The 23,694-nt window shown below is 51.9% G+C and carries 21 protein-coding genes and 1 other RNA gene; 13 read left to right on the top strand and 9 right to left on the bottom strand.

Translation table 11 applies throughout. The features are described 5' to 3' along the window. Nucleotides 1–99 precede the first annotated feature (99 nt). Nucleotides 100–1,287, top strand: coding sequence for a hypothetical protein (locus KQI75_RS05610; RefSeq protein ID WP_216469743.1), 1,188 nt, complete (start codon nt 100–102; stop codon nt 1,285–1,287). Nucleotides 1,288–1,547: 260 nt separating this feature from the next. Here KQI75_RS05610 and ssrA read toward each other — a convergent pair. Both ssrA and smpB read right to left on the bottom strand, forming a co-directional pair. Next, nucleotides 1,548–1,898, bottom strand: a transfer-messenger RNA (tmRNA) gene (ssrA, locus tag KQI75_RS05605). A gap of 30 nt (nt 1,899–1,928) precedes the next feature. Then, entirely contained in the window at nt 1,929–2,396 is a 468-nt protein-coding gene (gene smpB / locus KQI75_RS05600; RefSeq protein ID WP_216469742.1) for an SsrA-binding protein SmpB, read from the bottom strand. 248 nt (nt 2,397–2,644) lie between these two features. Here smpB and KQI75_RS05595 point away from each other — a divergent pair, with 248 nt between their 5' ends. The 3 genes from KQI75_RS05595 (at nt 2,645) to nadC (ending at nt 5,933) form a co-directional block, all read left to right on the top strand. Then, nucleotides 2,645–3,589: a ribokinase gene (locus tag KQI75_RS05595; RefSeq protein WP_216469741.1), complete on the top strand. Its 945-nt coding sequence runs from the start codon at nt 2,645–2,647 to the stop codon at nt 3,587–3,589. Between the two features lie 201 nt (nt 3,590–3,790). Then, a complete protein-coding gene (locus tag KQI75_RS05590; protein ID WP_216469740.1) occupies nt 3,791–5,107 on the top strand; it encodes an L-aspartate oxidase in 1,317 nt (438 codons plus the stop codon). Next, nucleotides 5,067–5,933, top strand: coding sequence for a carboxylating nicotinate-nucleotide diphosphorylase (gene nadC / locus KQI75_RS05585; RefSeq protein WP_281416180.1), 867 nt, complete (start codon nt 5,067–5,069; stop codon nt 5,931–5,933). Before KQI75_RS05590 ends, nadC begins: the two co-directional genes overlap by 41 nt. Nucleotides 5,934–6,426: 493 nt before the next feature. Here nadC and KQI75_RS05580 read toward each other — a convergent pair whose 3' ends face one another. The 6 genes from KQI75_RS05580 to prfB form a co-directional block, all read right to left on the bottom strand. Beyond that, nucleotides 6,427–7,023 carry a hypothetical protein gene (locus KQI75_RS05580; protein WP_216469739.1) on the bottom strand — a complete coding sequence of 199 codons (597 nt, stop codon included), beginning with the start codon at nt 7,021–7,023 and terminating at the stop codon, nt 6,427–6,429. Nucleotides 7,024–7,080: 57 nt separating this feature from the next. Beyond that, a complete protein-coding gene (locus KQI75_RS05575; RefSeq protein WP_216469939.1) occupies nt 7,081–7,437 on the bottom strand; it encodes a sulfite exporter TauE/SafE family protein in 357 nt (118 codons plus the stop codon). Further along, complete coding sequence (locus KQI75_RS05570) at nt 7,434–7,793, bottom strand: sulfite exporter TauE/SafE family protein (protein WP_216469738.1); 360 nt, start codon at nt 7,791–7,793, stop codon at nt 7,434–7,436. Before KQI75_RS05570 ends, KQI75_RS05575 begins: the two co-directional genes overlap by 4 nt. Nucleotides 7,794–7,886: 93 nt before the next feature. After that, nucleotides 7,887–8,342, bottom strand: coding sequence for a PTS sugar transporter subunit IIA (locus tag KQI75_RS05565; protein WP_216469737.1), 456 nt, complete (start codon nt 8,340–8,342; stop codon nt 7,887–7,889). A gap of 289 nt (nt 8,343–8,631) precedes the next feature. Continuing rightward, the gene (locus KQI75_RS05560; protein ID WP_216469736.1) at nt 8,632–9,234 is read right to left on the bottom strand and encodes a hypothetical protein; all 603 of its coding nucleotides are present in this window, start codon (nt 9,232–9,234) and stop codon (nt 8,632–8,634) included. A 2-nt stretch (nt 9,235–9,236) separates the two neighbouring features. Beyond that, a complete protein-coding gene (prfB, locus tag KQI75_RS05555; RefSeq protein WP_216469735.1) occupies nt 9,237–10,364 on the bottom strand; it encodes a peptide chain release factor 2 in 1,128 nt (375 codons plus the stop codon). A 224-nt stretch (nt 10,365–10,588) separates the two neighbouring features. Between prfB and secA the strand changes: the two genes are divergently transcribed. Both secA and KQI75_RS05545 read left to right on the top strand, forming a co-directional pair. After that, nucleotides 10,589–13,429, top strand: coding sequence for a preprotein translocase subunit SecA (gene secA / locus KQI75_RS05550; RefSeq protein WP_216469734.1), 2,841 nt, complete (start codon nt 10,589–10,591; stop codon nt 13,427–13,429). A gap of 26 nt (nt 13,430–13,455) precedes the next feature. Then, entirely contained in the window at nt 13,456–14,370 is a 915-nt protein-coding gene (locus tag KQI75_RS05545) for a hypothetical protein (protein ID WP_216469733.1), read from the top strand. Nucleotides 14,371–14,424: 54 nt separating this feature from the next. Here KQI75_RS05545 and KQI75_RS05540 read toward each other — a convergent pair whose 3' ends face one another. Further along, the gene (locus KQI75_RS05540) at nt 14,425–15,339 is read right to left on the bottom strand and encodes a zinc dependent phospholipase C family protein (RefSeq protein WP_216469732.1); all 915 of its coding nucleotides are present in this window, start codon (nt 15,337–15,339) and stop codon (nt 14,425–14,427) included. Between the two features lie 263 nt (nt 15,340–15,602). Between KQI75_RS05540 and ychF the strand changes: the two genes are divergently transcribed. The 7 genes from ychF (at nt 15,603) to KQI75_RS05505 (ending at nt 23,645) form a co-directional block, all read left to right on the top strand. Then, nucleotides 15,603–16,697: a redox-regulated ATPase YchF gene (gene ychF / locus KQI75_RS05535; RefSeq protein ID WP_216469731.1), complete on the top strand. Its 1,095-nt coding sequence runs from the start codon at nt 15,603–15,605 to the stop codon at nt 16,695–16,697. Between the two features lie 187 nt (nt 16,698–16,884). After that, nucleotides 16,885–18,747: a VanW family protein gene (locus KQI75_RS05530; protein ID WP_216469730.1), complete on the top strand. Its 1,863-nt coding sequence runs from the start codon at nt 16,885–16,887 to the stop codon at nt 18,745–18,747. 34 nt (nt 18,748–18,781) lie between these two features. Beyond that, complete coding sequence (locus KQI75_RS05525; RefSeq protein ID WP_216469729.1) at nt 18,782–19,606, top strand: DUF975 family protein; 825 nt, start codon at nt 18,782–18,784, stop codon at nt 19,604–19,606. A 153-nt stretch (nt 19,607–19,759) separates the two neighbouring features. Then, entirely contained in the window at nt 19,760–21,727 is a 1,968-nt protein-coding gene (gene metG, locus KQI75_RS05520) for a methionine--tRNA ligase (protein ID WP_216469728.1), read from the top strand. Between the two features lie 172 nt (nt 21,728–21,899). Next, nucleotides 21,900–22,541, top strand: a complete 642-nt coding sequence (locus tag KQI75_RS05515; RefSeq protein WP_216469727.1) for a MerR family transcriptional regulator — start codon at nt 21,900–21,902, stop codon at nt 22,539–22,541. After that, entirely contained in the window at nt 22,522–22,839 is a 318-nt protein-coding gene (locus KQI75_RS05510; RefSeq protein ID WP_216469726.1) for a YbjQ family protein, read from the top strand. The genes KQI75_RS05515 and KQI75_RS05510 overlap by 20 nt, the downstream gene beginning before the upstream one ends. A gap of 14 nt (nt 22,840–22,853) precedes the next feature. Next, entirely contained in the window at nt 22,854–23,645 is a 792-nt protein-coding gene (locus tag KQI75_RS05505; RefSeq protein WP_216469725.1) for a TatD family hydrolase, read from the top strand. Nucleotides 23,646–23,694 lie beyond the last annotated feature (49 nt).

Here is a 23,694-nt window from a genome sequence, read left to right as displayed (position 1 = left end):
TCCCAAAAAAGAAACTGCTCTGCGGCAGTTTCTTTTTTATTTGACAGAATATAACTCCTCCTGTATAATCTTTGTTACAAAACTTATCAGGAGGATATTATGAACGAACACGACATGGTAGAGGACACCGAGCAGGAAGAGGTGTCCGAACTGGATTATCCGCCGGAGGGTGAGCTGTCCAGTCTGATGCTCATGGGATTTCCAAGTGACCGCATTTATATGGTATATGACTGCGGTGAGGTGTATTACTTCCGCTATCTCGGCAACGAGACATTCGGCATTGATACAGAACTGCTTCTCGCGCAGACGCCGGATGCTGACCACATAGAGGTAGCCAAAAAAGACAAGCTGTATCGCAAACAGGACATCTCCAGCTGTCGGCTGTCACGCAAGCTCAGCGCATCGACACAGCTGGAAAACTGTGGTTCCTTCCACTTTACATATGAAGGAAAGGTACAGCGGTTTATTGTGCTGGAAAAGCCAGCGGAACAGCAGGTGATGGACTTCTTGTCCGATGTTTCTGCTGTTTATCCGCCAAAATCCGATAAGGAATTGGCAAAAGAACAGCAGGAATCCCAAAATACAGAACGAGAACAGGCTCTTTCTGCGGAGCAGAACCCAGAAACCCTGCGCAAGTGTAAAATCATCGGCGGTATCTGTACGGTCTTGGGTGCTTTGCTCATGATCGGAACGTTTGTCATCTGCGATCCATATGATGTTTGGGTCGGCGCCTGCTTCGTGTTTGCACTGATTTGTTTTCTTCTCTGCGTGTGCAAGCCGCTGTATTTTACGCCATGGTTTACCACATCGGAAAACAGCGGCTTATCTATGGTGTCTATGCAGATTGCCTTTGGATCTCCGGTCATTGCTTTGTGTTTCCGAGCACTGTTTGACGTCAACTATTTGTCGTATACCAAGCTGATTGTCTTTTCTGCCATTTTCGGCATCATTCTATCAATCATTTTTCTTATCCGTGACCGTACAAAGACCAATAACGTCAGGATTGCGGCTGTAATTTACTGCCTGATTTTTGCGTTTGGCAGTGTTGGCGAGGCGAATTATCTGCTGGATAGCTGTGAGCCTTACGAAAAATACGTGTGCAACGTGACCCATAAGTACGACGAAAGCGAAAATGATTATACCATCACAGTAGATGCTCACGGAAAGGAGCTGGATTTGGCGGTCTCGGAAGAGGACTTCCAGTCTCTGTCCGTTGGCGACCGCATTCCAGTGTACTTCTATTCCGGTGGTCTTGGCATTCCGTTCGTAGATACTATTAAGTATTGAGTATCAGCCTCGGCTCTCCCTTCGGGAGAGCTGGCATTTGCGTAGCAAATGACTGAGAGGGTGAGCAATCTAACAAGTCTGCATCAGGCGAATCTGAGAGAGTTGATAGTGTATACAAGCTCTCTCTGTCGCTGATATTGCCGGGCATTAAAAACAGGCTGCAATAGATGTTCCCTGCGGAAAAGGAACGTCTGCTGCAGCCTTATTATTTTATTGGAAAAGAAAAAGTCCACTGTAATTTCGAAATTACAGTGGACTTATGGTGGAGACGAGGGGAGTCGAACCCCTGTCCGAAGGTACTTCCTCAAGGACTTCTCCGGGCGCAGTCATTTTATTGGAATTCCCGCTGCTGCACGCCAAATGACAGGCTTACAGGGTTGGTAGCTTCATCATGCATGGGCGGGGCAAAGCTTACCCGCCGCACGTTCACCGCTAAATGACGCTCTGTCCCGAGCCGCGATACTCTCAGGCAGAACGGGCACGCCTAATTAGGCTGCCTGTAAAGAATAATTGTTGTCAGTTAAATTTAGACATTTGAGACTTTTAACGCAGATTCTCACTGCGGCCCGCTATCCCAGATTCCACGCCCCCGTCGAAACCGGTACGTCCCCGGATAGTTCGTGCTGAACGAAAAGAGAGGATTATCTGCGCGCCTTCATCGCGCGTTCGATTTCGCGCTTGGCGTCGCGCTGTGCAGCGGCTTCGCGCTTATCGTACAGCTTTTTGCCCTTGCACAAGCCCAGCTCGACCTTGACGCGCGCGTTCTTAAAGTACAAAGACAGCGGAATCAGAGAATATCCCTGCTGCTTGGTCTTGCCGAACAGCGTCATGATTTCCTTTTTGTGCATCAGCAGCTTGCGCTCGCGCAGCGGGTCTTTGTTGAAGATGTTTCCCATCTCATACGGGCTGACGTGCATGCCCTTGACAAAGATTTCGCCGTCGCGGAAGATGCAGTACGAATCCTTCAGGCTTACCGTGCCCTGACGAATCGACTTGACCTCTGTGCCGAACAGCTCAATGCCGCATTCATAAGCCTCCTCAACGAAATAATCGTGTCTGGCTTTTTTGTTGGCAGTTATTTGCTTTGTGCCTTTTTTTTGTACAGCCATGGCTCCGATCATCCTTTCGTTTCAGTATTCTTTATCATATCGTTTTATGTCTGGAAAGTCAAGAATATTTGCTTAAAATATTGAAAAATCTGTCGCAGATTTTTGCAAAATTCGCCGTGATGAAAATATCCGAAGGAAAACGATGCGGAAACTCTTGTGCTTCACTTAGAAACATCTTATAATATTAGTAAACTGCATCCACATGCTGTACAGCATGATACAATTGAAAAAATGGAGGGCGGATAACAATGAAAATATTGGTTTTGGGTTCTATCAATATTGATTATAACTATTATGTTGGACATATTACGACCCCGAAGGAAACACAGGGCGCTTCTCACATGGAAGTGTTCCCGGGCGGCAAGGGATTGAATCAGGCTGTCACGCTGGCTCGCGCCGGTCTGGAGGTACAGCTCGCCGGTCAGATTGGATCGGATGGACAGGAAATGTTGGACAAGCTCAAGGAGCAGCTGTGCATTGATATCTCTCCGGTACGTGTGGTGGAAGGCCGCACCGGTCATGCCATTATTCAGGTAGATGAAATCGGTCAGAATGCCATCATGATTTATGGCGGCGCCAATCGAACCATTGATAAAGCATACATTGATGATGTGCTGGCGCAGTACGGCGAAGGCGATGTGCTCGTTTTGCAGAATGAGATTTCCTGCCTGCAGTACGCTATCGATGCGGCATATGAGAAAAAGATGTTTATCGTTCTCAATCCGTCGCCATGTACACGCGAATTGCTGCGCAGCGATTTGACCAAAATCTCAATGTTCTGCCTCAATGAGATTGAAGGCCGCTCGATGACGAGCTATGTACAGCCGGGAGATATTCTGATTCGGCTTGCAGAGATGTATCCGAATTCGCAGTTTCTGTTTACGCTTGGTTCGCAGGGCGCATTTTACAAGAACGGTACACGCCAGATATATCAGGCTTCACTGAAGGTTCCTGTCGTAGATTCCACAGCTGCCGGCGATGTGTTCGAGGGCTATTTCCTGGCGGCGTATCTGTACGGGAAAGATGCGGAGGTTGCACTGGAATATGCAACGTATGCTTCGGCATTGTCTGTTACCAAGCGCGGCGCGGCATATTTTTCTGCACCGACAATGGACAAGGTAGAGGAATATCTGATGAATCCAAAGCATCGTCCGGACTTCAATCCGGCGCCACTGGTTTTGGAAAATGCATAATGAAATGTGAAAAATTTCAAAAAGTGTCCGTGCAAGGCGGGGAACTGCCTTGCAGGATGCATTTCAGTATGGTATACTGAAGTGTAAAAAGTTTGTGCGGTGCAGACCGCATGTCAATAGGGAGAAAACTGGAAATGAAACATCTGACGGAGCACATGGCCGTGCTCACGAATATCGAAAGAAAGTAAGGGGGAGCGAAACATGGAAACCGCTGACATTTTGGTTGTCGGTACCGGTGCTGCCGGATTGTTTAACGCATTGCAGCTGCCCGAAAAATACAAGGTTCTGGTCATCACCAAGTCTGAGGCTGATCAGGCAGACTCGTTCCTCGCACAGGGCGGCATGTGCATGCTGCTGGATGACGATGATTATGACAGCTATTTCGAAGATACGATGAAGGCTGGTCATTACGAGAACAACAAAGAATCCGTGGACATCATGATTCGTTCTTCGCAGCATATTGCGCAGGAACTGGTTGATTACGGCGTGGACTTTCAGCGCGATGAGAACGGAAATTTCGAATTCACCCGTGAGGGCGCACATTCCGAGAACCGCATTCTGTTCCACGAGGATCTGACCGGACAGGAAATCACCAGCAAGCTGCTGGCTCGCGCAAGAGAACGCAAAAACATTACCATCCGTGAAAATACCACGCTGGTAGATATCATCTGTGATGAGAAGGCAAATGTCTGCAAGGGCGGCATTATCCGAAACGCAGACGGTACACTGGAAGAAGTCCGCACACAGGCGGTTGTTTTGGCAACCGGCGGTATCGGCGGTCTGTTCCAGTTCTCTACAAACTATCGTCATATTACCGGCGATGCTCTGGCGATCGCTATGCGCCATCACATTGAAGTGGAGCATATCAATTATATTCAGATTCATCCGACCACGCTGTATACCACCAAGCCGGGAAGAAGCTTCCTGATTTCCGAGTCTGTGCGCGGTGAGGGTGCATATCTGTACAACAAGGACGGCGAGCGCTTTGTCAATGAGCTGCTGCCGCGTGACGTTGTATCGCAGGCAATCTGCAAGCAGATGGAGAAGGACGGTCGCCCGTATGTAGAGCTGTCTGTCACCCATCTGGATCCGGACTTTGTCCGCAACCGCTTCCCGAACATCTATCGTCAGTGTTTGAAGGAAGGCTACGACATGACCAAGGAGCCGATTCCGGTTACACCTGGCCAGCACTATTTCATGGGCGGCATCAAGGTAAATTCGGACAGCGAGACCTCGATGGACGGCCTGTATGCAGCCGGTGAAACCAGCTGCAACGGCGTACACGGCAGAAACCGTCTGGCAAGCAATTCCTTGCTGGAGAGCTTGGTGTTTGCAGAGCGTGCAGCCAATCACATTGCAGAGACGGTAGAGGCTGGCAAGCCGATGCCGACAGATGAAATTCCATTTGATCCGGCATTTTATGCGGATATCGACGAGAAGAACCGCACAGAGGTTCTGAAAGCTATTAAGAGAAAGGATGAAGCATTCTATGATCAGTGGCTCGACCATGATGCTTAATATGGACCCGGCCATCATCAACGCCCTGCGCGAGGATGTAACCAGCGAGGATGTCAGCACCAACGCCATTATGCGCCAGCCGCAGCTGGGCAAGGCGGAGCTGATTTGCAAGCAGGATGGTATTATTTGCGGTCTGGATGTATTTGCACGTGTATTTGAGATTCTGGAAGAAGAAGCTCATTTTGAAACAACCTATGCTGACGGCGATGAAGTCAAGAAGGGTCAGCTGATTGGTGTCATTTATGCGGACATTCGCACGCTGCTGACCGGTGAGCGCACCGCGCTCAACTTCCTGCAGCGCATGAGCGGTATCGCGACCAACACCAACAAGATGGTGAAGATTCTGGAAGGCAAGCACACCACGCTGCTCGACACCAGAAAGACAACACCGGGTCTGCGTATCTTTGAAAAGTACGCAGTACGCTGCGGCGGCGCAACCAACCACCGCTACAATTTGTCCGATTGTGTCATGATGAAGGACAATCACATTTGCGCAGCAGGTTCGATCACCAAGGCAGTGCAGATGGCACGAGAGTATGTATCGTTTGTCACGCAGATTGAAGTAGAGTGCGAGACGCTGGAACAGGTAACCGAAGCTGCTGCATGCGGCGCAGACGTTATCATGCTGGATAACATGGACAACGAGACCATGCGCAAGGCGGTCAAGATTATTGACGGTCGCGCAAAGACCGAGTGCTCTGGCAACGTTACCGCAGAGCGCCTGCTGGAAATTGCAGATATCGGCGTGGATTTCGTATCCTCCGGTGCGCTGACCTACGCTTCTCCGGCGATGGATATTTCGCTGAAGAACCTGACAGCACTGTAAGCTGAACAAATAGCAGAAAAGAAAAAGAGCCGCGCGAGCGGCTCTTTTTCATTGACTTTCTAACAATCCAATGCTATGATAATAAAAAAGAGGCACACCGATAGACGGCGCGTCCTCTCATCTAGTGTTTATATGAAAATAATCGCCAAATGTGTAGGAAGCATGGCGGTTATTTTCTTTTTCTGATGTATTCGAGCAGTGCTACGATAAATAAACCCAATGTACCAATTGCAGTCATGCACTGGAATAGTCCTTCATAGGTTACATACACAATATCACCCTCCCTTCTTTAAGAGAGGGCAAGAAAAAGAATCTTTAACTTCCTCTCTGAATAAAATCGGAGAGGACGCGAACCGCCTACCGCTTTATGGTGTGCTCATAGAATAGTATACATAGCTTGTCAGAACCAGTCAATATGATATTTGGAGGAATTTCTCTGATGCTGGAAGCGTTGGAACAAACAGAATAAAAGAGCCGCGCGAGCGGCTCTTTTTTATCGAAACTGAAGAATAATCGCAAAGCCGGTGGTGCCGCCGGAGTGCTGATAATCCTGCGTCACGGTCAGCGTTCCCTGTTTTCTGCCGAGCAGAACCCAGAGCGGTGTCCTGCTGTCGTTGCCGATGGCGGCTTTGCAGTCGGAAAGCTCGAATTGCCCGATGACCCTGCATTCGGACAGCGCGTCAAGATACTCCGGTGCGATGGAGGATGTGATATGTACGACGCGGGTATAGTCCGCATTGCTGCACAGATAAATATCAATAATCGTGCCGACGCGGCGGATAATCAGGCGGTATTTGCCGGATTCCAAATCCGTAAAATCAGCGAGAGACACCGGCTCCGCCCACTTGCGGTTGGTGCAGGTGTGGAGAGCGACCGTAACCTGTGCGGCATCTTCCTTCACGCGAAAGTCAAACGATTTGGTGTCATCTGCAAACAGCTTGAGAATCGAGGCGGAGTCCTGTGCGGTGATATTGCTTTTTCCGACGCGGATTTTTGGTGGTCTGCGTGTGTAAAAAACAATGCCAATCAGCACAGCGGCAACGGCAATTATGAGTAAAATATCAATACCGGGCAATTGTGATTGGTTCATAAAATCATCCCCATTTTGCAAGAATAATTTCAGTATAGCATGCATGCGTGAAAAATGCTACTGTTTGGGCGTGCGCGAAAACAACTCACGAAAGCCGAGGATAAGCAGCAAGATGCCAAATCCGCGGCGCAGCCAATGCATGGGGAGCAGACCTGCGAGCAGAGAAGCTGCCGGCGAGGCGAGGCATCCCGCCAGAATACACCACAGCGCAATTTTTTTCTCAATCAAATGGTGACGGATATGAGAAACCAGTGCTGCGGGCGCACAGCACAGAAAATATAATAAATTGATGCCTGCGGCGGTGTACTGTGGCAGCTGCTGCACCATGGTCAGCCATAAAATGAGCAGCGAACCGCCGCCGATGCCAAAACCCGATAAAATACCGGTTGCCGCACCGATGAAAACCGCCGTCATAACAGCAGCACGGCGCGCACGCCGCCCCAGAGAAGCAGCAAAGCAAAGGCTTTGCGCAGCAGCGGCACGGATACGCGGGAAAACAACAGACCGGAAAACATTCCGCCAAGCACGCCGCCGAGCAGATAGGGCGCAGAAAATCGCAGAGGGAGATTTCCGCTGCGCAGATAAATCAAGACACTGACCGCAGACAGCGGAAAAATGACGGCGACAGAGGTGGCAAACGCTTGTTTCTGCTCCATGCCGAGCCAAGCGGTGAACAGAGGAACGAGAAACAGCCCGCCGCCAGCGCCGAAAAAGCCGTTTGCCGCTCCGGCGCATGTGCCGATAATCAGACATTTGGTGCGTTCCTGCATAGGCATCTCCTTTCTGCGGGGATAACAAAAGGCACATCAGCCATGGACTGATGTGCCTGTATTGTTTGCAAAACAATTGCGTTTTATACGCGCTTATACCATCGGGCAGGAGCAGGAGAACATGCGGGTCTTGCCGGTCTCTACATCTCCGGCGCAAACGGAAACTTCCTCAGCCGGCAGGTTGGTTACGATGCAGGAAAAATCTACATAGCCGCCCTGTGCCTTGATGGCAGCAACGTCGCAGGAAAACAGCTCGGTGCCGGTGGTTACCGTCTGACCAGCCTTGACGTGCAGCTGAAAATCATGGTGCTGTGCCTCCATGTCAGCGGTGAGCAGCAGCTCAATGTCATGCTCGCTGTCGAACAGGGTGACAGCATGGTCGGAAACGCGGGTGATAACGCCGTTGCACGGAGCGACAACCGTGTTGTTGTTCGGGAAAATGGCGATGCCTTCGCCGAGGGTGCGGTCGCTCAGGCTGTGGTGAACAGCTTCAATCGGAACGCATTTGCCGGTGGCCGGAGCCATAAAATCAAACGTAGCAGTAGTCATTATGAATCTTCTCCTTTAGAAGAAATGTGAAATATCATTGAGATATGGAATTGTCCTTCCATACACCCCTTTTTTGGTGCACGAATAGTTTCGCACATTTCTTCTGCAGATGCAATAGGCGGTTTTGACAAAGAAAAACGCTTTGGTAGAATTGTCTGTTGTTATCCTGAACAACTTGGTAAAACGTTACAAAATGGCAGTGAAATTATGATTGATATACACAAAATAACAGTGGGAAAATTGTGCAGAAACACAAATCCCCTTCTCCGTTCAGAGAAGGGGAAAATCATTACGGCTGTGCTGTTAAAATAGAGCGCAAACTGTCTCCTGAAAAAGAATCCAGAACAGTTTCCAACTGTTTTGCGCTGTCAGGAAGCGTGATGTCAGAGTTCTTCGACAAAACAGTGATGCCCGCTTTGACTTCGTCAAAAGCAGATACCGCATCCGGCAGCATGTCAATGAGCGCGTCGCGCAGGTCGGTATCCGTCGTAGAAGCATCGCTCAGCATGTCGTTGAGCGTATCCGCCATGGTGTGATAGGATGAAGCCGCTTTTTTGAAGTGCGCCTGCGCATCGGCAAGCTCGTCCGGTGCTTGGACATGAGCGAGCGCGTCGATGGGTGCGGTCGCAGCATCGAGCATAGACTGCAAAATGGTGCGGTTGTCGATGCCGCTTGCCTGCTGCTTGGCAATGTCCTGAAACAAATCGGTTTCTATGCGATACAGCTCGTTCAGGGCGTCGGTCAAATCCTCGGTATATTGCGCAAGCTGCTGCTGACGCTTTACTTCCGCTTGATATGCACGCCACTTGCTGATGCCCGCCATACAGCAGATGCCGATGATGGCGGCGCAGACAAAACACAGGGCAATGCTTACAATCTGTCTTTTTTTCACGGTTACTTGGCTTTGAGCTCGCCGGTAGCCTGTGCAGTCAGATATGCTGTGATAAAGCCGTCAATATCGCCGTCCATGACTGCGTCGATGTTGCTGTTTTCAAATCCGGTGCGGGTGTCCTTGGCCAGCGTGTACGGCATAAAGACATAGGAGCGAATCTGGCTGCCCCATTCGATCTTCTTCTGATCGCCCTTGATGTCGGAGATTTTGTCCAAGTGCTCACGCTCCTTGATTTCCACCAGCTTTGCGCGCAGCATCTTCATACAGTTGTCGCGGTTCTGGAACTGGCTTCGTTCGGTCTGGCAGCTGACAACGATGCCGGTCGGCTTATGCGTCAGACGAACGGCGGACGAGGTCTTGTTGATGTGCTGACCGCCTGCACCGGAGGAACGGAACACCTGCATGTCGATTTCTTCCGGACGGATATCAACTTCCGTGTCATCGTCGATTTCCGGCATAACCTCAACTGCGGAGAACGAGGTGTGGCGGCGGCCGGACGAGTCAAACGGAGAGATGCGAACCAGACGGTGTACGCCGGATTCACTCTTGAGGAAGCCGTATGCGTTTTCGCCTTCGATCAGAATAGAAGCGGACTTCAGGCCGGCGTCATCGCCTTCCAGATAGTCCAGAATCTTATAGCTGAAGCCGTGGCGCTCCGCCCAGCGGGTGTACATGCGATACAGCATGTCGCACCAGTCCTGTGCTTCGGTTCCGCCTGCACCGGCATGGAACGAAAGAATCGCATTGTTTGCATCGTACTCGCCGAGCAGCAGCGTAGCCAGCTTGCGGCGCTCCAGCTCATCGTTCAGCGCGTCAAAGCCCTCGCGCAGCTCGTCGATCATGGAGTCGTCATCCATCTCGATGGCGAGGTCGCACAGCGTCAGCAGATCTTCCTGCTGGCCGCACAGGTTATGATAACCTTCAATCTTGTCCTTGAGCGCCTTGGTGCGCTGCAGGATTTTCTGAGATTTTTCCGTGTCGTCCCAGAAGCCCGGCTCGGAGGCGCGGTTTTCCAGTTCTTCTACCTCTTCCGCAGCGTGCTCGAGGTTGTACGCCTGACCAAGCTCCTCGATGGCAGGCTTGAGATCGTGCAGCTTCTGGCGGTATTCTTCAAATTCAATGAGTGCCAAAGTAAATTCTCCTCACAAATAAAAAATCATATGTTCTTAACTCTATATTATAGTGAAAGCGGGGAGAGAAGTAAAGAATTTTTTGTGTTATGAAACAAAATACGGTTTATTCACAAAAATTTAGTTTTTCTTACAATGGATTTGTGTTATAATGCAAAGTGAATGGCTGAACGAGTGCGCAAGGGCAAACTTTTTCGGTCTGATTTTAGAGAGGAACTTGATTCATGGGGTTTTTAGACAAGATTTTTGGCACACACAGTGACCATGAGCTCAAGCGCATCCGTCCGATTGCGGACAAAGTCGATGCGCTGGAGGAGGAATACAAGAAGCTGACAGACGCGCAGCTGCGCGGAAAGACCGACGAATTCAGAAAGCGCTATCAGGAAGGTGAGACGCTGGATGATCTGCTGCCGGAAGCATTTGCCACCATGCGAGAGGCTGCTTGGCGCGTGCTCGGCATGCGCCATTACCGCGTACAGGTCATCGGCGGCATTGTGCTGCATCAGGGCCGTATTGCGGAAATGAAAACCGGTGAAGGCAAAACGCTCGTGGCAACGCTGCCGGCATATCTGAATGCCATTGCGGGAAAGGGCGTGCACATCGTCACCGTCAACGACTATCTGGCAAAACGAGACAGCGAGTGGATGGGCAAGGTTTACCGCTTCCTCGGCTTGACGGTTGGATTGGTTGTTCATGCCGTTCCGCCGGATCAGCGCAAGCCGATGTACGATGCGGACATTACCTATGGTACAAACAACGAATTTGGTTTTGACTATCTGCGTGATAACATGGCGATTTACAAAAATCGCATGGTACAGCGCGGACATTTCTTCGCCATCGTCGATGAGGTGGACTCCATCCTGATTGATGAGGCGCGCACACCGCTGATTATCTCCGGTCAGGGAGATAAGTCTACCGATATGTATGAGCGCGCAGAGAGCTTTGTCAATCGTCTCAAGTGCTACCGCATCAAGGAGACCGATGACAAGCTGGATTTGGAAGCAGAGGGCGAGCGTCTGCGCTTGGAAGAAGAGGAACGCAAGGAAAATCCGGAAAAGGCAAAGCCAATGACGGACGAGGATCGTCAGATTCTCGAACAGCTGCGCGCAGACTATGTCGTTGATGAAAAGGCAAAGACCGCTGTGCTGACGCCGATGGGTCAGAAAAAGGCGGAGCAGTACTTTGGCGTGGAAAATCTGGCGGATCCGGAAAACTCGACGCTGGCGCATCACATCAATCAGGCGCTGCGTGCGCACGGCATTATGAAGCTGGACGTTGACTATGTCATCCGTGACGGCGAGATTATCATTGTCGATGAAAACACCGGCCGTCTGATGTTCGGCAGACGCTACAACGAGGGTCTGCATCAGGCGATTGAGGCAAAGGAGCATGTCAAGGTACAGCGCGAGAGCAAGACGCTGGCAACGATTACGTTCCAGAACTACTTCCGCATGTACGGCAAGCTGTCGGGTATGACCGGTACGGCACTGACCGAGGAAGATGAGTTCCGCGAGATTTATAAGCTGGACGTCATCGAGATTCCGACCAACAAGCCGATTGCACGAAAAGACAATTCCGATGCCGTATACCGCACCGAAGCGGGCAAATTCCGTGCAGCCATTGCAAAGATTCAGGAGTGCCACGCCAAGGGTCAGCCGATTCTGGTCGGCACGGTATCCATTGAAAAGAGTGAATTGCTGTCCAAGCTGCTCAAGAAGGAGGGCATTGCACACAATGTCCTGAACGCAAAGTTCCATGAACAGGAGGCGGAGATTGTCGCACAGGCGGGTCGTCTGGGTGCAGTTACGATTGCCACCAACATGGCTGGCCGTGGTACGGATATCGTGCTCGGCGGCAATGCGGAAAATATGGCGGTTGCTGCCCTGCGCAAGGCAGGCTTTGACGAACCGGTTATCACGGAAGCTACCGGCTATGCAGAGACCGAGGACGAGGAAATTCTGCGTGCGCGCGAAGAATATCAGCGTCATTTGGCAGAATTTAAGAAGCAGACCGATGAAGAGGGCGAGCGCGTGCGCGCTGCCGGCGGTTTGTATATTCTGGGCACAGAGCGACATGAATCCCGCCGCATTGACAACCAGCTGCGCGGCCGTGCCGGCCGTCAGGGTGACCCAGGTGAATCCAGCTTCTATATTTCCATGGAAGATGATTTGATGCGTCTGTTTGGTTCTGAGCGCGTCATGGGTATGCTGGATAAGATGGGCATGGACGATGACACGCCGATTGACCAGAAAATGCTGTCCGGTGCCATCGAGAGCGCACAGAAGAAGGTTGAGTCGAGAAACTTCCAGATTCGTAAAAACGTTCTGCAGTATGATGACGTGCTCAATACCCAGCGCGAAGTGATTTACAAGCAGCGTCAGGATGTTCTGGACGGCGCCGACCTGAAGGAATCCATTTTGAGCATGATTGACAGCGTCATCGAGACAACCGTGCACGGCGTACTCGGGGAAAAGACGTATCTGGAGCCGAGCGATGTGGAGGACATCCGCAAGCATTTCTTGGGACTGTTCCTGACGCCGGAGGATTTGAAGTTTACCAATGAAGAGCTGGATGATATGGCGCCGGAGGCTCTCATCGAAGAAATTCGCGAGATTGCCCATGCGGTATATCAGGCGAAGGAAGAAGATGTCACGCCGAATATCATGCGTGAGCTGGAGCGCGTCATTCTGCTGCGCAATGTAGATGAAAAGTGGATGGAACACATCGACGCGATGACAGAGCTGAGAAACGGTGTCCGCCTGCGTGCATATGCGCAGCGCGATCCGGTTGTTGAATACAAGCGCGAAGGCTCGGATATGTACGATCAGATGATTGCGCTCATCCGAGAAGATACCGTTCGCATGATGTATACGGCACGCGTCCGCGTACACGGCGAAGAGCCGAAGCGCGAACAGGTTGCCCGCGAGACCGGTGCATCCGGTGCGGAGGGTGAAGAAAGCGTGTCCAACACGCCGCGCAAGGCAATCAAAAAGCCGGGCAGAAATGATCCGTGCCCGTGCGGCAGCGGCAAGAAGTACAAGAAGTGCTGCGGCCGCAATGAGTAAAAATAAAAGGGTAGGCGAAACGCTGCATGAAACAACATAAGAGTTATCTGTTTCTTGTACTGATTGCGGGCGTGTGCGGCGCAGTGCTGCGCGGCATGAGCCTGCTGTATGGCTATGAGGGTGAATCAGGGCTTCCGGTTGCCGGCTATGTGCCGGCAACCGCCCTGCTGGTGCTGACGGTTGGATTTGTTATCGTGTCCGCTGTGCTGTGCCGCACATGGTATGGCGGACAGGAGTATGCCTATGAACAGCTGTTTTCCCATTGCTCCGGTGTCAGCCGCGCGCTGTGCATGCTGTTTGGCATCGGCATGGCAGTGGTATCGGTTTTGGGGCTGGTGTATTTGCCGGCGCAGCTGTTGGAAGAATCGACTATTATGGGCGATCAGCTGATTGCGCCGAGCATGGTCATTGTCTGCGCAACCGGTATCACATGGGCACTTGGATTGCTCACCGGCATCGGCCTGCTGCTGCTCGCAGCGGGAAATAACAAAGCGGTGTCCAAAAAGACCGGCTGCTATACCATTATCCCGATGTTCTGGGGATGCTTGGATCTCATTATGGTGTATCATGACAACAGCGCCAATCCGGTGCTGTCCGATTACACCTATCAGTTGGTTTTGATTGTCGCTGTCATGCTGGCATTCTACAGCATGAGCGGATTCCTGTTTTCCACGGGATGCGCACCGCGGTTTTTTGTTTCCGCAGGTGCCGCTGTTTATCTGGCGCTGACCAACGCGGGCGGTCTGCTGGTGTGGGAGCTGCGTGCCAATTCCGATCTGGGCATTCTGCGCTACTTCGGCGTCTCGACGACATTCCGCGCGGGAATGTACTTGCTCGCCGGTGTGTATCTGCTGGTGCTTTTGGCTCGTGCGCTGCGCATTGCGCCGCTTCCGCCGAAGCAGGAACAGCCGGAGCAGCCGGAACAACCACAAGAAGCATAAAGAAAAAAGGCTGTTTTTCAAACGAAAAAACAGCCTTTTTGTGTGTAAAACATGTTATCTTTCGGGGATTCCCATGTAATTGAGTGCAAATGCCTGTTTGGGCAGCGGCTTGCCGGTTTGTACGGCGTCATAGCAGGATTCCATGAGATGGGCGGCCGGACGCTGCGCACTGTTGAGAATCTGGAAGTAATCCGTGTAGCGGCGCAGATGCGGTGTCGAAGCATCAATCCAAGGCTGGTGGCTGTGGTTGGTGCAATCTGCATCCAGCGGCGTCAGCGGGCGGATTAAGCTGGAGAAATCTCCGGAAATATGGAGACGGTGTTCCAGCCATGACAAAACCGAGTGTCTGCGTCCGGAACGGTCGCGCAGCATGTGCTGTACATGAATCATCGAACGCATCGACGCTTTGACTGCGGAAACCGGCACGCGTGTGCCGTATACGCTCCAAATGGCGCGTGATAAGATGGTTCCGATGATGGTCGCCGTCTTGTTGTCATATGACAGAAGCATATGCGCCGGATAATCCGCCGGATTTCCGCCGTGTGCGGCTGCAATCAGGGCGCGGTCAAGCTCCGCCTCGCACAGATTGTGCTGAGCGGACAGCGACAGCTGCGGATACAGCGGGTCGATGCGGTAATTGGCGATGTACGTCACAAACGGATGGACGGTGCGGTCGAGAATATAGTGACAGCAATAGCCGAGCAGATACGCCGTTGCTTCCGGCGTGCGGCTGCGCGCACATTCGTCGGTCAGCGCCTGAAACATGCGGCCGATGCGCTCCTCGTGCATCCGGTGACCGATGCGGTTGATATTGTTTTCCGCCAGTGGACGGTGAAAAAATAAGATGTCCGGCCCTTGCGCGCCCCAGCGAAAAGCGAGCGGAGCCGCTTGAATGGCTTTGACAAGATAGGGCTGGGCGTCGTGCAGGGCAGAGTCTGCAAATATAAAATGAGAGACAAGCGCAGGCATTGCGATTCCTCCAAAATCAATGGGTATATAAAGAATGTGTAACGGAATTGTAATCTTTGTTCCTGTTTATTATAGAATGCTTTTCACAAAAAGTACACACAGACATATTCCAAAATTCGGCGGAAAATCAGGGGGGAATTCCGTTACACTGACTACACAAGGATGCTTGTCAGAAGATGTAAACAGGTGTATACTATAAAAGTATGTAAAAATAACCGGGGTGACCAAATCATCCCGCAGGATAGATTAAAGGAGCGTAACACATGAAAATTGGTATTGTCGGATTGCCGAACGTGGGAAAAAGCACCCTGTTCAATGCCATCACGAATGCCGGCGCGGAGTCGGCGAATTATCCGTTCTGCACCATCGACCCGAATGTCGGCATGGTAAGCGTGCCGGATGAACGTCTGGATAAGCTGAGCGAAATGTATCAGCCGCCCAAGACCATTCCGGCTGTTGTAGAATTTGTTGACATTGCCGGTCTGGTGCGCGGTGCATCCAAGGGCGAAGGCTTGGGCAACAAGTTCCTGTCTCATATCCGAGAAGTGGATGCCATCGTGCATGTTGTTCGCTGCTTTGACAACCCGAACATCATTCATGTTGAGGGCAGCATTGACCCGCAGCGCGACATTGAGACCATCAATCTGGAGCTGATTATGTCGGATATGGAGCTGCTGGAGCGCCGCATTGAGCGTTCCAAGAAGCTCGCAAAGGGCGACAAAAAGTACAATGCGGAAATCGAAGTGTTCCAGCGCCTGTACGATCATCTGGAGGGCGGCAACACCGCACGCACCTTCTCGGAATTTGAGGAACAAAAGGAACTGATTGACACCGTCGATCTGCTGACCTCCAAGCCGGTTATCTATGCGGCAAACGTGGACGAGAACGGCTTCACCGGCGATGAGACCGAGAATGCGCGTCTGGCAGCGGTTCGCAAGATTGCGGAGGACGAAGGCTCGATGGTACTGCCGATCTGTGCGCAGATGGAACAGGACATTGCCAGCCTGGAGGACGACGAGAAGGAACTGTTCCTGTCCGAGCTGGGTCTGGAGGAATCGGGTCTGGATCGTCTGATTCGCGTCTGCTATGACCTGCTCGGTCTGATGAGCTTCCTGACTGCAGGCCCGAAGGAAGTGCGTGCATGGACCATCAAGAAGGGCACGAAGGCACCGCAGGCTGCCGGTAAAATTCATACCGACTTTGAGCGCGGCTTTATCCGCGCAGAGGTTGTTTCCTTTGATGATTTGATGGCTTGCGGCTCGCTCGTTGCAGCAAAGGAAAAGGGTCTCGTTCGCTCGGAAGGCAAGGAATATGTCATGCGTGACGGCGATATCGTAGAGTTCCGTTTCAACGTATAACGCATAAAGATTCTCGCCGCTATCCAAAAGTAATCAAAACGACATGGAATTGTTTCGGAATTGTAATTGCATTTTGCTGTGCAATGCACTATGATAGGTTCATAGTCCGGCCGTGCGCCGGAAACGGAAATGATTTCGTATGCGGGAAAGATTGATTGAAAAGATAGGCAGGAGGTTATAAAACTGCATGGATGATAAGAAGCAGTCTGGGGCAACTCCAGAACAGAACGGTGTAGGAGAAAGCACCAAGGGTTTTCCCATCGTCAGCAAAGAGGACGCAGACAATGCAGCGGCCTTTGAGATGAAGAAAAAGACAAAGGACGGCAATTGGGAAACGGCAATTCCGGTCAATGTAACCGGCGGCGATGTTGTAGAGCCGGAAACAGCCGCACCGGAGGAGCCGGAAGCTGCAGCAGATGCATCGGACGACAAAACGATGAAGATTGCAGCAGTAAAAATTGATGACGAGGCAGAGCAGCCGAAGGAACCCCCGCGCCGTGCAGCGCAGGAGGAAACCCAGCCGTTCGAGCCGATTGCACAGACCGACGGCGGCTCCGGAAACGGCAAAAAGCCGCGCGCGGAGAGAAAATCCGGCGGCGGCATGGGCAAGCGCATTGCCGCTGTCATCGCGGGTGTTGTTGTCGTTGCAGTCGTTGCGCTGAGCGTATATACCTATACATACGGCAAGATTTTTCCGGGCGTAAAGGTCGCAGACGAATACAAGCTCAGCGGCATGACGCAGGAACAAGCTGCAAGCTATATTTCCAGCGATGTACAGAACGGCGTGCTGGAGCAGAGCATCGAGCTGAGCGGCAAGGATACCGTCAGCGGAGAGGAAAAGACCTACGAGATCAAGCTGTCTGACGTTGCGAAATCCGTTGATGCGCAGACCTCGGCACAGCAGGCATATCAGATGGGCCGTGAGGGCGGATATTTCCAGCGCGTTTCTACCGTACTGGGCTGCCTGTTTGGCGGACGGGATATTTCACTGAACGCTACGCTGAAGGACGGCGCAGTGGAGAAGCAGGTAGATAAAATCGCGGAAGATCTGGCGTATGAACCGACCCAGCCGAGCTGGAAGGTGGACAAGGACGCGAAGAAGCTGATTGTGGACACCGGCAAGCAGGGCAATGAGTTTGACAAGAGCAAGGTGGTCAAGGACATTTCGGCACAGGCGCAAAGCGTAGAGCTTGAGCCGTACACCATTGAAACCTATGAGAAGGATCAGGATAAGCCGGATGCGGCTGCCATTGCCAAGGATGTCAACACAGAGGCAAAGAACGCAACCGTCAACAAGAAAGACGGCAAGACCATTGAAGAAGCGGTTGACGGCGTAAAGGTAGAAGAAAGTGCCATTTCTTCCGCTATCGGCGATGCGAGCCAGCAGAGCTACAGCATTCCGGTTGAACTGACCAAGGCAGAGGTCACCAAGGCAGATCTGGAGCCGTTGCTGTTCCGAGATGTACTGGGCTCGACCACGACGTATTACAACGGCGGTCAGGCAGGCCGTACCACCAACGTTCGTCTGGCGTGCAATTCGATTGACGGAACCATTTTGAATCCGGGCGAAGAATTCTCGTACAACGATATTGTCGGTGAGAGAACCGCATCGAGAGGATACCGCTCCGCGATTATCTTCTCCAACGGCTCGGAGGTAGACGGACTGGGCGGCGGTGTTTGTCAGGTATCGTCGACGGTGTACATGGCTGTGCTGCGCGCCGATCTCAAGGTAACCGAGCGCTACAACCATCAGTTCCAGATTTCGTACACGCCGATTTCGCAGGATGCTGCGGTATATTGGGGCAGCAAGGACTTTAAGTTTGTCAATGATACCCCGTATCCGATTAAGGTCGTTGCAAGCTCCGGCGGAGGTACGCTGACGGTCAAGCTGTATGGCACTAAGACATCGGACAAGACCATTTCTTTCTCCAGCAAGAGCTATACCAGCGGCAAGTATAAGTACGCTTCGCTGTATAAGACCGTGACGGAGAACGGAAAGACCACAACCACAAAGGTAAACAGCAGTGCATATCTGCTGAACAAGAAATAAAGACGACGAAGAAACGCCGCACAGGGAGAATGACATGGGCAGCAAAAAACAGCGTTTGAACAATGTATATGGCAGCAAGGTCGCTGCCAGACAGGATTTGATGCAAATGCTGCTGCCCACACTCGGTGCGGCGTTTCTGTTTTTGGCACCGGCGTTTTTGATTTCTGTCGCGCTGCGCATTGTGTGCTTTGATCCGTCAAGCATGGAGATCCGCGCCGCCCTGACCTATGGGCAGCTTGCCGAGGCGCTGGCGGCGTATGGCGCGGCGCAGCTGTTTATCACGATGCCGCTGTATTACGGCATGACGCAGTTTTGTGCATGGCGGCGCGCGGGCGCGCGGGTGCAGGCGTCCGTGATTTTGCTGTGCTTTACGTCCATACGGCTGTATGTGCGGTCGATTTGGATGGCACTGATTCAGCTGCTGTACGCAGTTTTGTGGTTGATTCCATGCGCGGCAATTTGTCTGGCGGGCGCGGCGCTGTATCAGTATGTCCTGCCCACAACGACGGGTTATTTGATTTTTATGGAGCTTGTCATTGTTGCGAGCATTTGGTATGCGGCGATGCTGCTGCCGTATCAGTGCGGCTATTCTCTGATGGCAGAGCGGCAGAACATGAGCTGCTGGCGTGCTGTGCGCACGGCTGCCAAGAGCTGCCACGGACATCGGTTCGAGTTTTTTTATCTGATGCTCAGCTTTCTGTTCTGGATGATTCTTTCGGTTGTCTTTGGCGGACTGCTGCTCATCGTTGTGTGTCCGTATTTTTTGCTCGCTCTGTATCATTTGTTTGACCGCATTCGCGGCGTGGAAATCCGCGTTTCGCGCAGATCGCAGGAGAACAGCACAGACGATACAACCTAAAGCACGGCAGAGCACGGCTCTGCCGTGTCTTTTTTTGCGTGCGCGGTGAATTTTTTTTCGTAAAACACAGGAAATTTATCAAAATAACTTGATGATACGCCCTGTTTTGGTATATGATAATAAGTAATAGTATGAAGTGAAGGAGCGATTTCGTTGGAGAAAAAACCGTTTTATATAACTACTCCGATTTACTACCCGTCTGATAACCTGCACATCGGTCATTGCTACTGTACCGTGGCAACCGATACCATGGCTCGCTTTAAGCGCCTGAAGGGCTATGATGTCATGTTCCTGACCGGTACGGATGAACACGGTCAGAAGATTGAGGACAAGGCAAAGGAAGCCGGTGTGACGCCGAAGGAATTTGTCGATAAGATTGTAAGCGGCGTCAAGGATCTGTGGAAGCTGATGAACATTTCCAATGACCGCTTTATCCGCACGACCGATCCGTATCATGAAGAAGCCGTACAGAAGATTTTCGAGCGCCTGAAGAATCAGGGCGATATTTACAAGTCTGTATACAAGGGCAAGTACTGCAAGCCGTGTGAGTCGTTCTGGACCGAGACACAGCTGGTAGACGGCAAGTGTCCGGACTGCGGCCGCGAGGTTGTAGACGCAGAGGAAGAAGCATATTTCTTCCGTCTTTCCAAGTATCAGGATCGCATCATCAAGCTGTACGAGGAGCATCCGGATTGGCTGGAGCCGTCCTCTCGTGCGCATGAGATGCTCAACAACTTCATCAAGCCGGGTCTGGCAGATACCTGTGTATCCCGTACCAGCTTTAACTGGGGTGTTCCAGTGCTGTCTGATCCGAAGCACGTCGTATACGTATGGATTGACGCGCTGACCAACTACATCACGGCGCTGGGCTATGAGAACGAACAGTACAACGACTTTGAGAAGTTCTGGCCGGCTGACGTTCATTTCATCGGCAAGGAAATTGTGCGTTTCCACTCGATTCTGTGGCCGGCAATTCTGATGGCGCTGGATCTGCCGCTGCCGAAGAAGATTTACGGCCATGGCTGGCTGCTGCTGGACGGCGGCAAGATGTCCAAGTCCAAGGGCAACGTTGTCGATCCGGTCTTTCTGTGTGAGCGCTACGGCGTAGATACCCTGCGTTACTTCCTGATGCGCGAGTTCCCGTTCGGTTCTGACGGTGCGTTCTCCAATGAGGCACTGATTAACCGCATCAACTCGGATCTGGCGAACGATTTGGGCAATCTGGTTTCCCGTACCGTTTCCATGGTCGAGAAATATTTTGACGGCACGCTGCCGGCTGAGCAGACTGCCGATGCACTGGATGACGAGCTGGTTTCGATGGCTTCCGCGCTGCGTGATAAGTATGACGACATCATGGAGTCTTACGCATTCCAGGACGGTCTGATTGAGATCTTCAAGGTTGTCTCTCGTGCAAACAAGTACATTGATGAGACCGCTCCGTGGGTACTGGCAAAGGATGAGTCAAACAAGCCGCGTCTGGCTCGCGTCATGTACAACCTGCTGGAAACCATCCGCATTTGCGGCATCCTGCTGACCCCGTACATGCCGGATTCTGCCGAGAAGATTCGTGAGCAGATCGGTGCAGATACGGATGTATACAACTGGGAGACCGCCGGCGTATATGGTTCTCTGCCGCAGACGGTTACCGTACACAAGGGTGCTGCTCTGTTCCCGCGCATTGACATGAACAAGGAACTGGCATTCCTGGAAGACCGCATGGCAAAGCAGAAGAAGGCAGCAGAAAAGGCTGCCAAGAAGGCGGAAAAGGCTGCGAAGAAGGACGAGAAAAAGCTGGAAGGCGTTATGATCGGCATTGACGATTTTGCCAAGGTTGAACTCAAGACCGCAAAGATTCTGTCCTGTGAGCCGGTGAAGAAGTCGGACAAGCTGCTGTGCCTGCAGGTTGAGCTGGGTGAGGAAAAGCGCCAGATTGTCTCCGGCATTGCCGAGTATTACAAGCCGGAAGACATGGTCGGCAAGACCGTGATTGTTGTCTCGAACCTCAAGCCGGCAAAGCTGCGCGGCGTAGAGAGTCAGGGCATGATTCTGGCAGCAGATACGCCGGATGGCGTACAGGTTGTCTTTGCAGACGGCATTCCGTCCGGCTGCAAGATCAGATAAACAAAACATTCCTTCGGATGGAAGGATGAAAGGAAGGCTCGATGATTCCGCAACGGGATTTTCGAGCCTTCTGTATCTGCAATTTTTTTCTCTTTTTTTCAACAATCTCTTGACCTTCCACCTTGTGGAAGCTGTATAACTAAGAAAACAGAGAACACAGGGAGGATTTTCGATGAAGATCAAGCAGGTGGAGGAGCTGGTCGGCATCACCCGCAAAAATATCCGGTTCTATGAGGAACAGGGATTGCTGCAGGTGGCGCGGGCGGATAATGGATACCGCGAATATCATATGCAGGACGTCCGCAGGCTGCAGCAGATTCGGCTGCTGCGCAAGCTGTCGGTTCCGCTGGAAGATATTCGGGCATTGTTTGCCGGAACGCTTCGGCTGGATACCTGCCTCTCACGGCAGACCATGCAGTACGAGAGGCAAAAGCGCGACCTTGACCAGATGACGAAATTTTGCGAGATGCTGATGCAGGAAAATGCTTCGCTGGAATCTCTGGATGCGGAGCTCTGTCTGGAACGGATGGAGCGTCTGGAAAAGGAGGGAACCAGTTTTATGGATGTCAACAAAACCGATGTACAAAAGAAGCGCAGAAACGGTGCCGTGCTTGGCGCGGCGTTTATGATCTGCGTGATGCTCGCGGTGATTGCGCTTGTTTTGTGGGCGAACACACAGGAGGAAATCCCAATGCCTGTTTTGGGCATTGGAATTGGGATTCCCGTCGTCATGATCGTTGGCGTGCTGGCTGCCCTGCGCAGCAGACTCAGAGAAATCAAAGGAGGAGAAGAAGATGAAGCTGCTAAGTATTGAGTACATCCCGGGTGCAGAAATCGAGGCACTGGGAATGGTAAAAGGAACCATCGTTCAGACCAAAAATGTCGGAAAAGACTTTATGGCAGGCATGAAAACATTGGTCGGCGGAGAGATTGTCGGCTACACGCAGATGCTGGAAGAGGCACGGCAGATTGCCGTCAAACGCATGGTGGATGAGGCAAAGGCACTGGGTGCGGATGCCATCATCGGCGTGCGGTATGGCTCTTCACAGCTCATGGCAGGTGCTGCGGAAGTGATTGCGTATGGTACGGCGGTGCGTATTCTGAACAAGTAAGAAAGGAAACAGATATGCTGTTTGATACCCATGCACACTATGATGACAGTTGGTTTGATGCGGATCGGGATACGCTGCTCCGGTCCATGCAGGAACACAACGTCGGGTTGATTCTCAATCCGGGCTGTGATGTGGAGACGTCCAAAACGGCGGTGCGGCTGGCGCATACCTATGATTTCATGTATGCGGCGGTCGGCATTCATCCGGAGTACAGCGTCGGCGTCACGGACGCAGACATTGACATTATTCGCACCTTGGCGGCAGAACCGAAGGTCAAGGCGATTGGTGAAATCGGCTTGGATTATTATTGGGAGAAGCGTTCGCCGGAGACCACGCCGCCGCGCGAGCAGCAGAAAATCCTGCTGCGCAAACAGCTGGAGCTGGCGCGGGAGCTGCACATGCCGGTCATCATTCATGACCGAGAGGCGCACGAGGACTGTTTTGATATTGTCAAAGAGTTTTCCGACCTCAAAGGCGTGTATCACTGCTATTCCGGCAGCTTGGAAATGGCGAAGGAAATCGTCAAGCTGGGGTGGAATCTGTCGTTTACCGGCGTCATCACCTACGGCAAGGCAAAAAAAGCCCGCCGCGTCATCGAAGGTCTACCCATGGACCGCATCATGATTGAGACAGACAGCCCGTATCTCACGCCGGAGCCGGAACGGCTTGCGGAAGGCCGCGTTCGCAACAGCTCGCTGTTTGTGCATCGGGTGGCGGAGCAAATCGCCAGCTTTAAGGGCTTGACCGTGCAGGAAGTAGAAGATATAACGACACAAAACGGAAAAGCGTTTTTTGGAATTGCATAACGAACAAACAATGACCGATAAGTGGCACATGCGTGCTGCTTGTCGGTTT

Origin of the sequence: Butyricicoccus intestinisimiae, from assembly GCF_018918345.1 — a bacterium.
GTDB classification, from domain to species: Bacteria; Bacillota; Clostridia; order Oscillospirales; family Butyricicoccaceae; genus Butyricicoccus_A; species Butyricicoccus_A intestinisimiae.
Note: the sequence above shows the minus strand (reverse complement) of the source record. Positions and strands in the feature narration are given on the sequence as shown.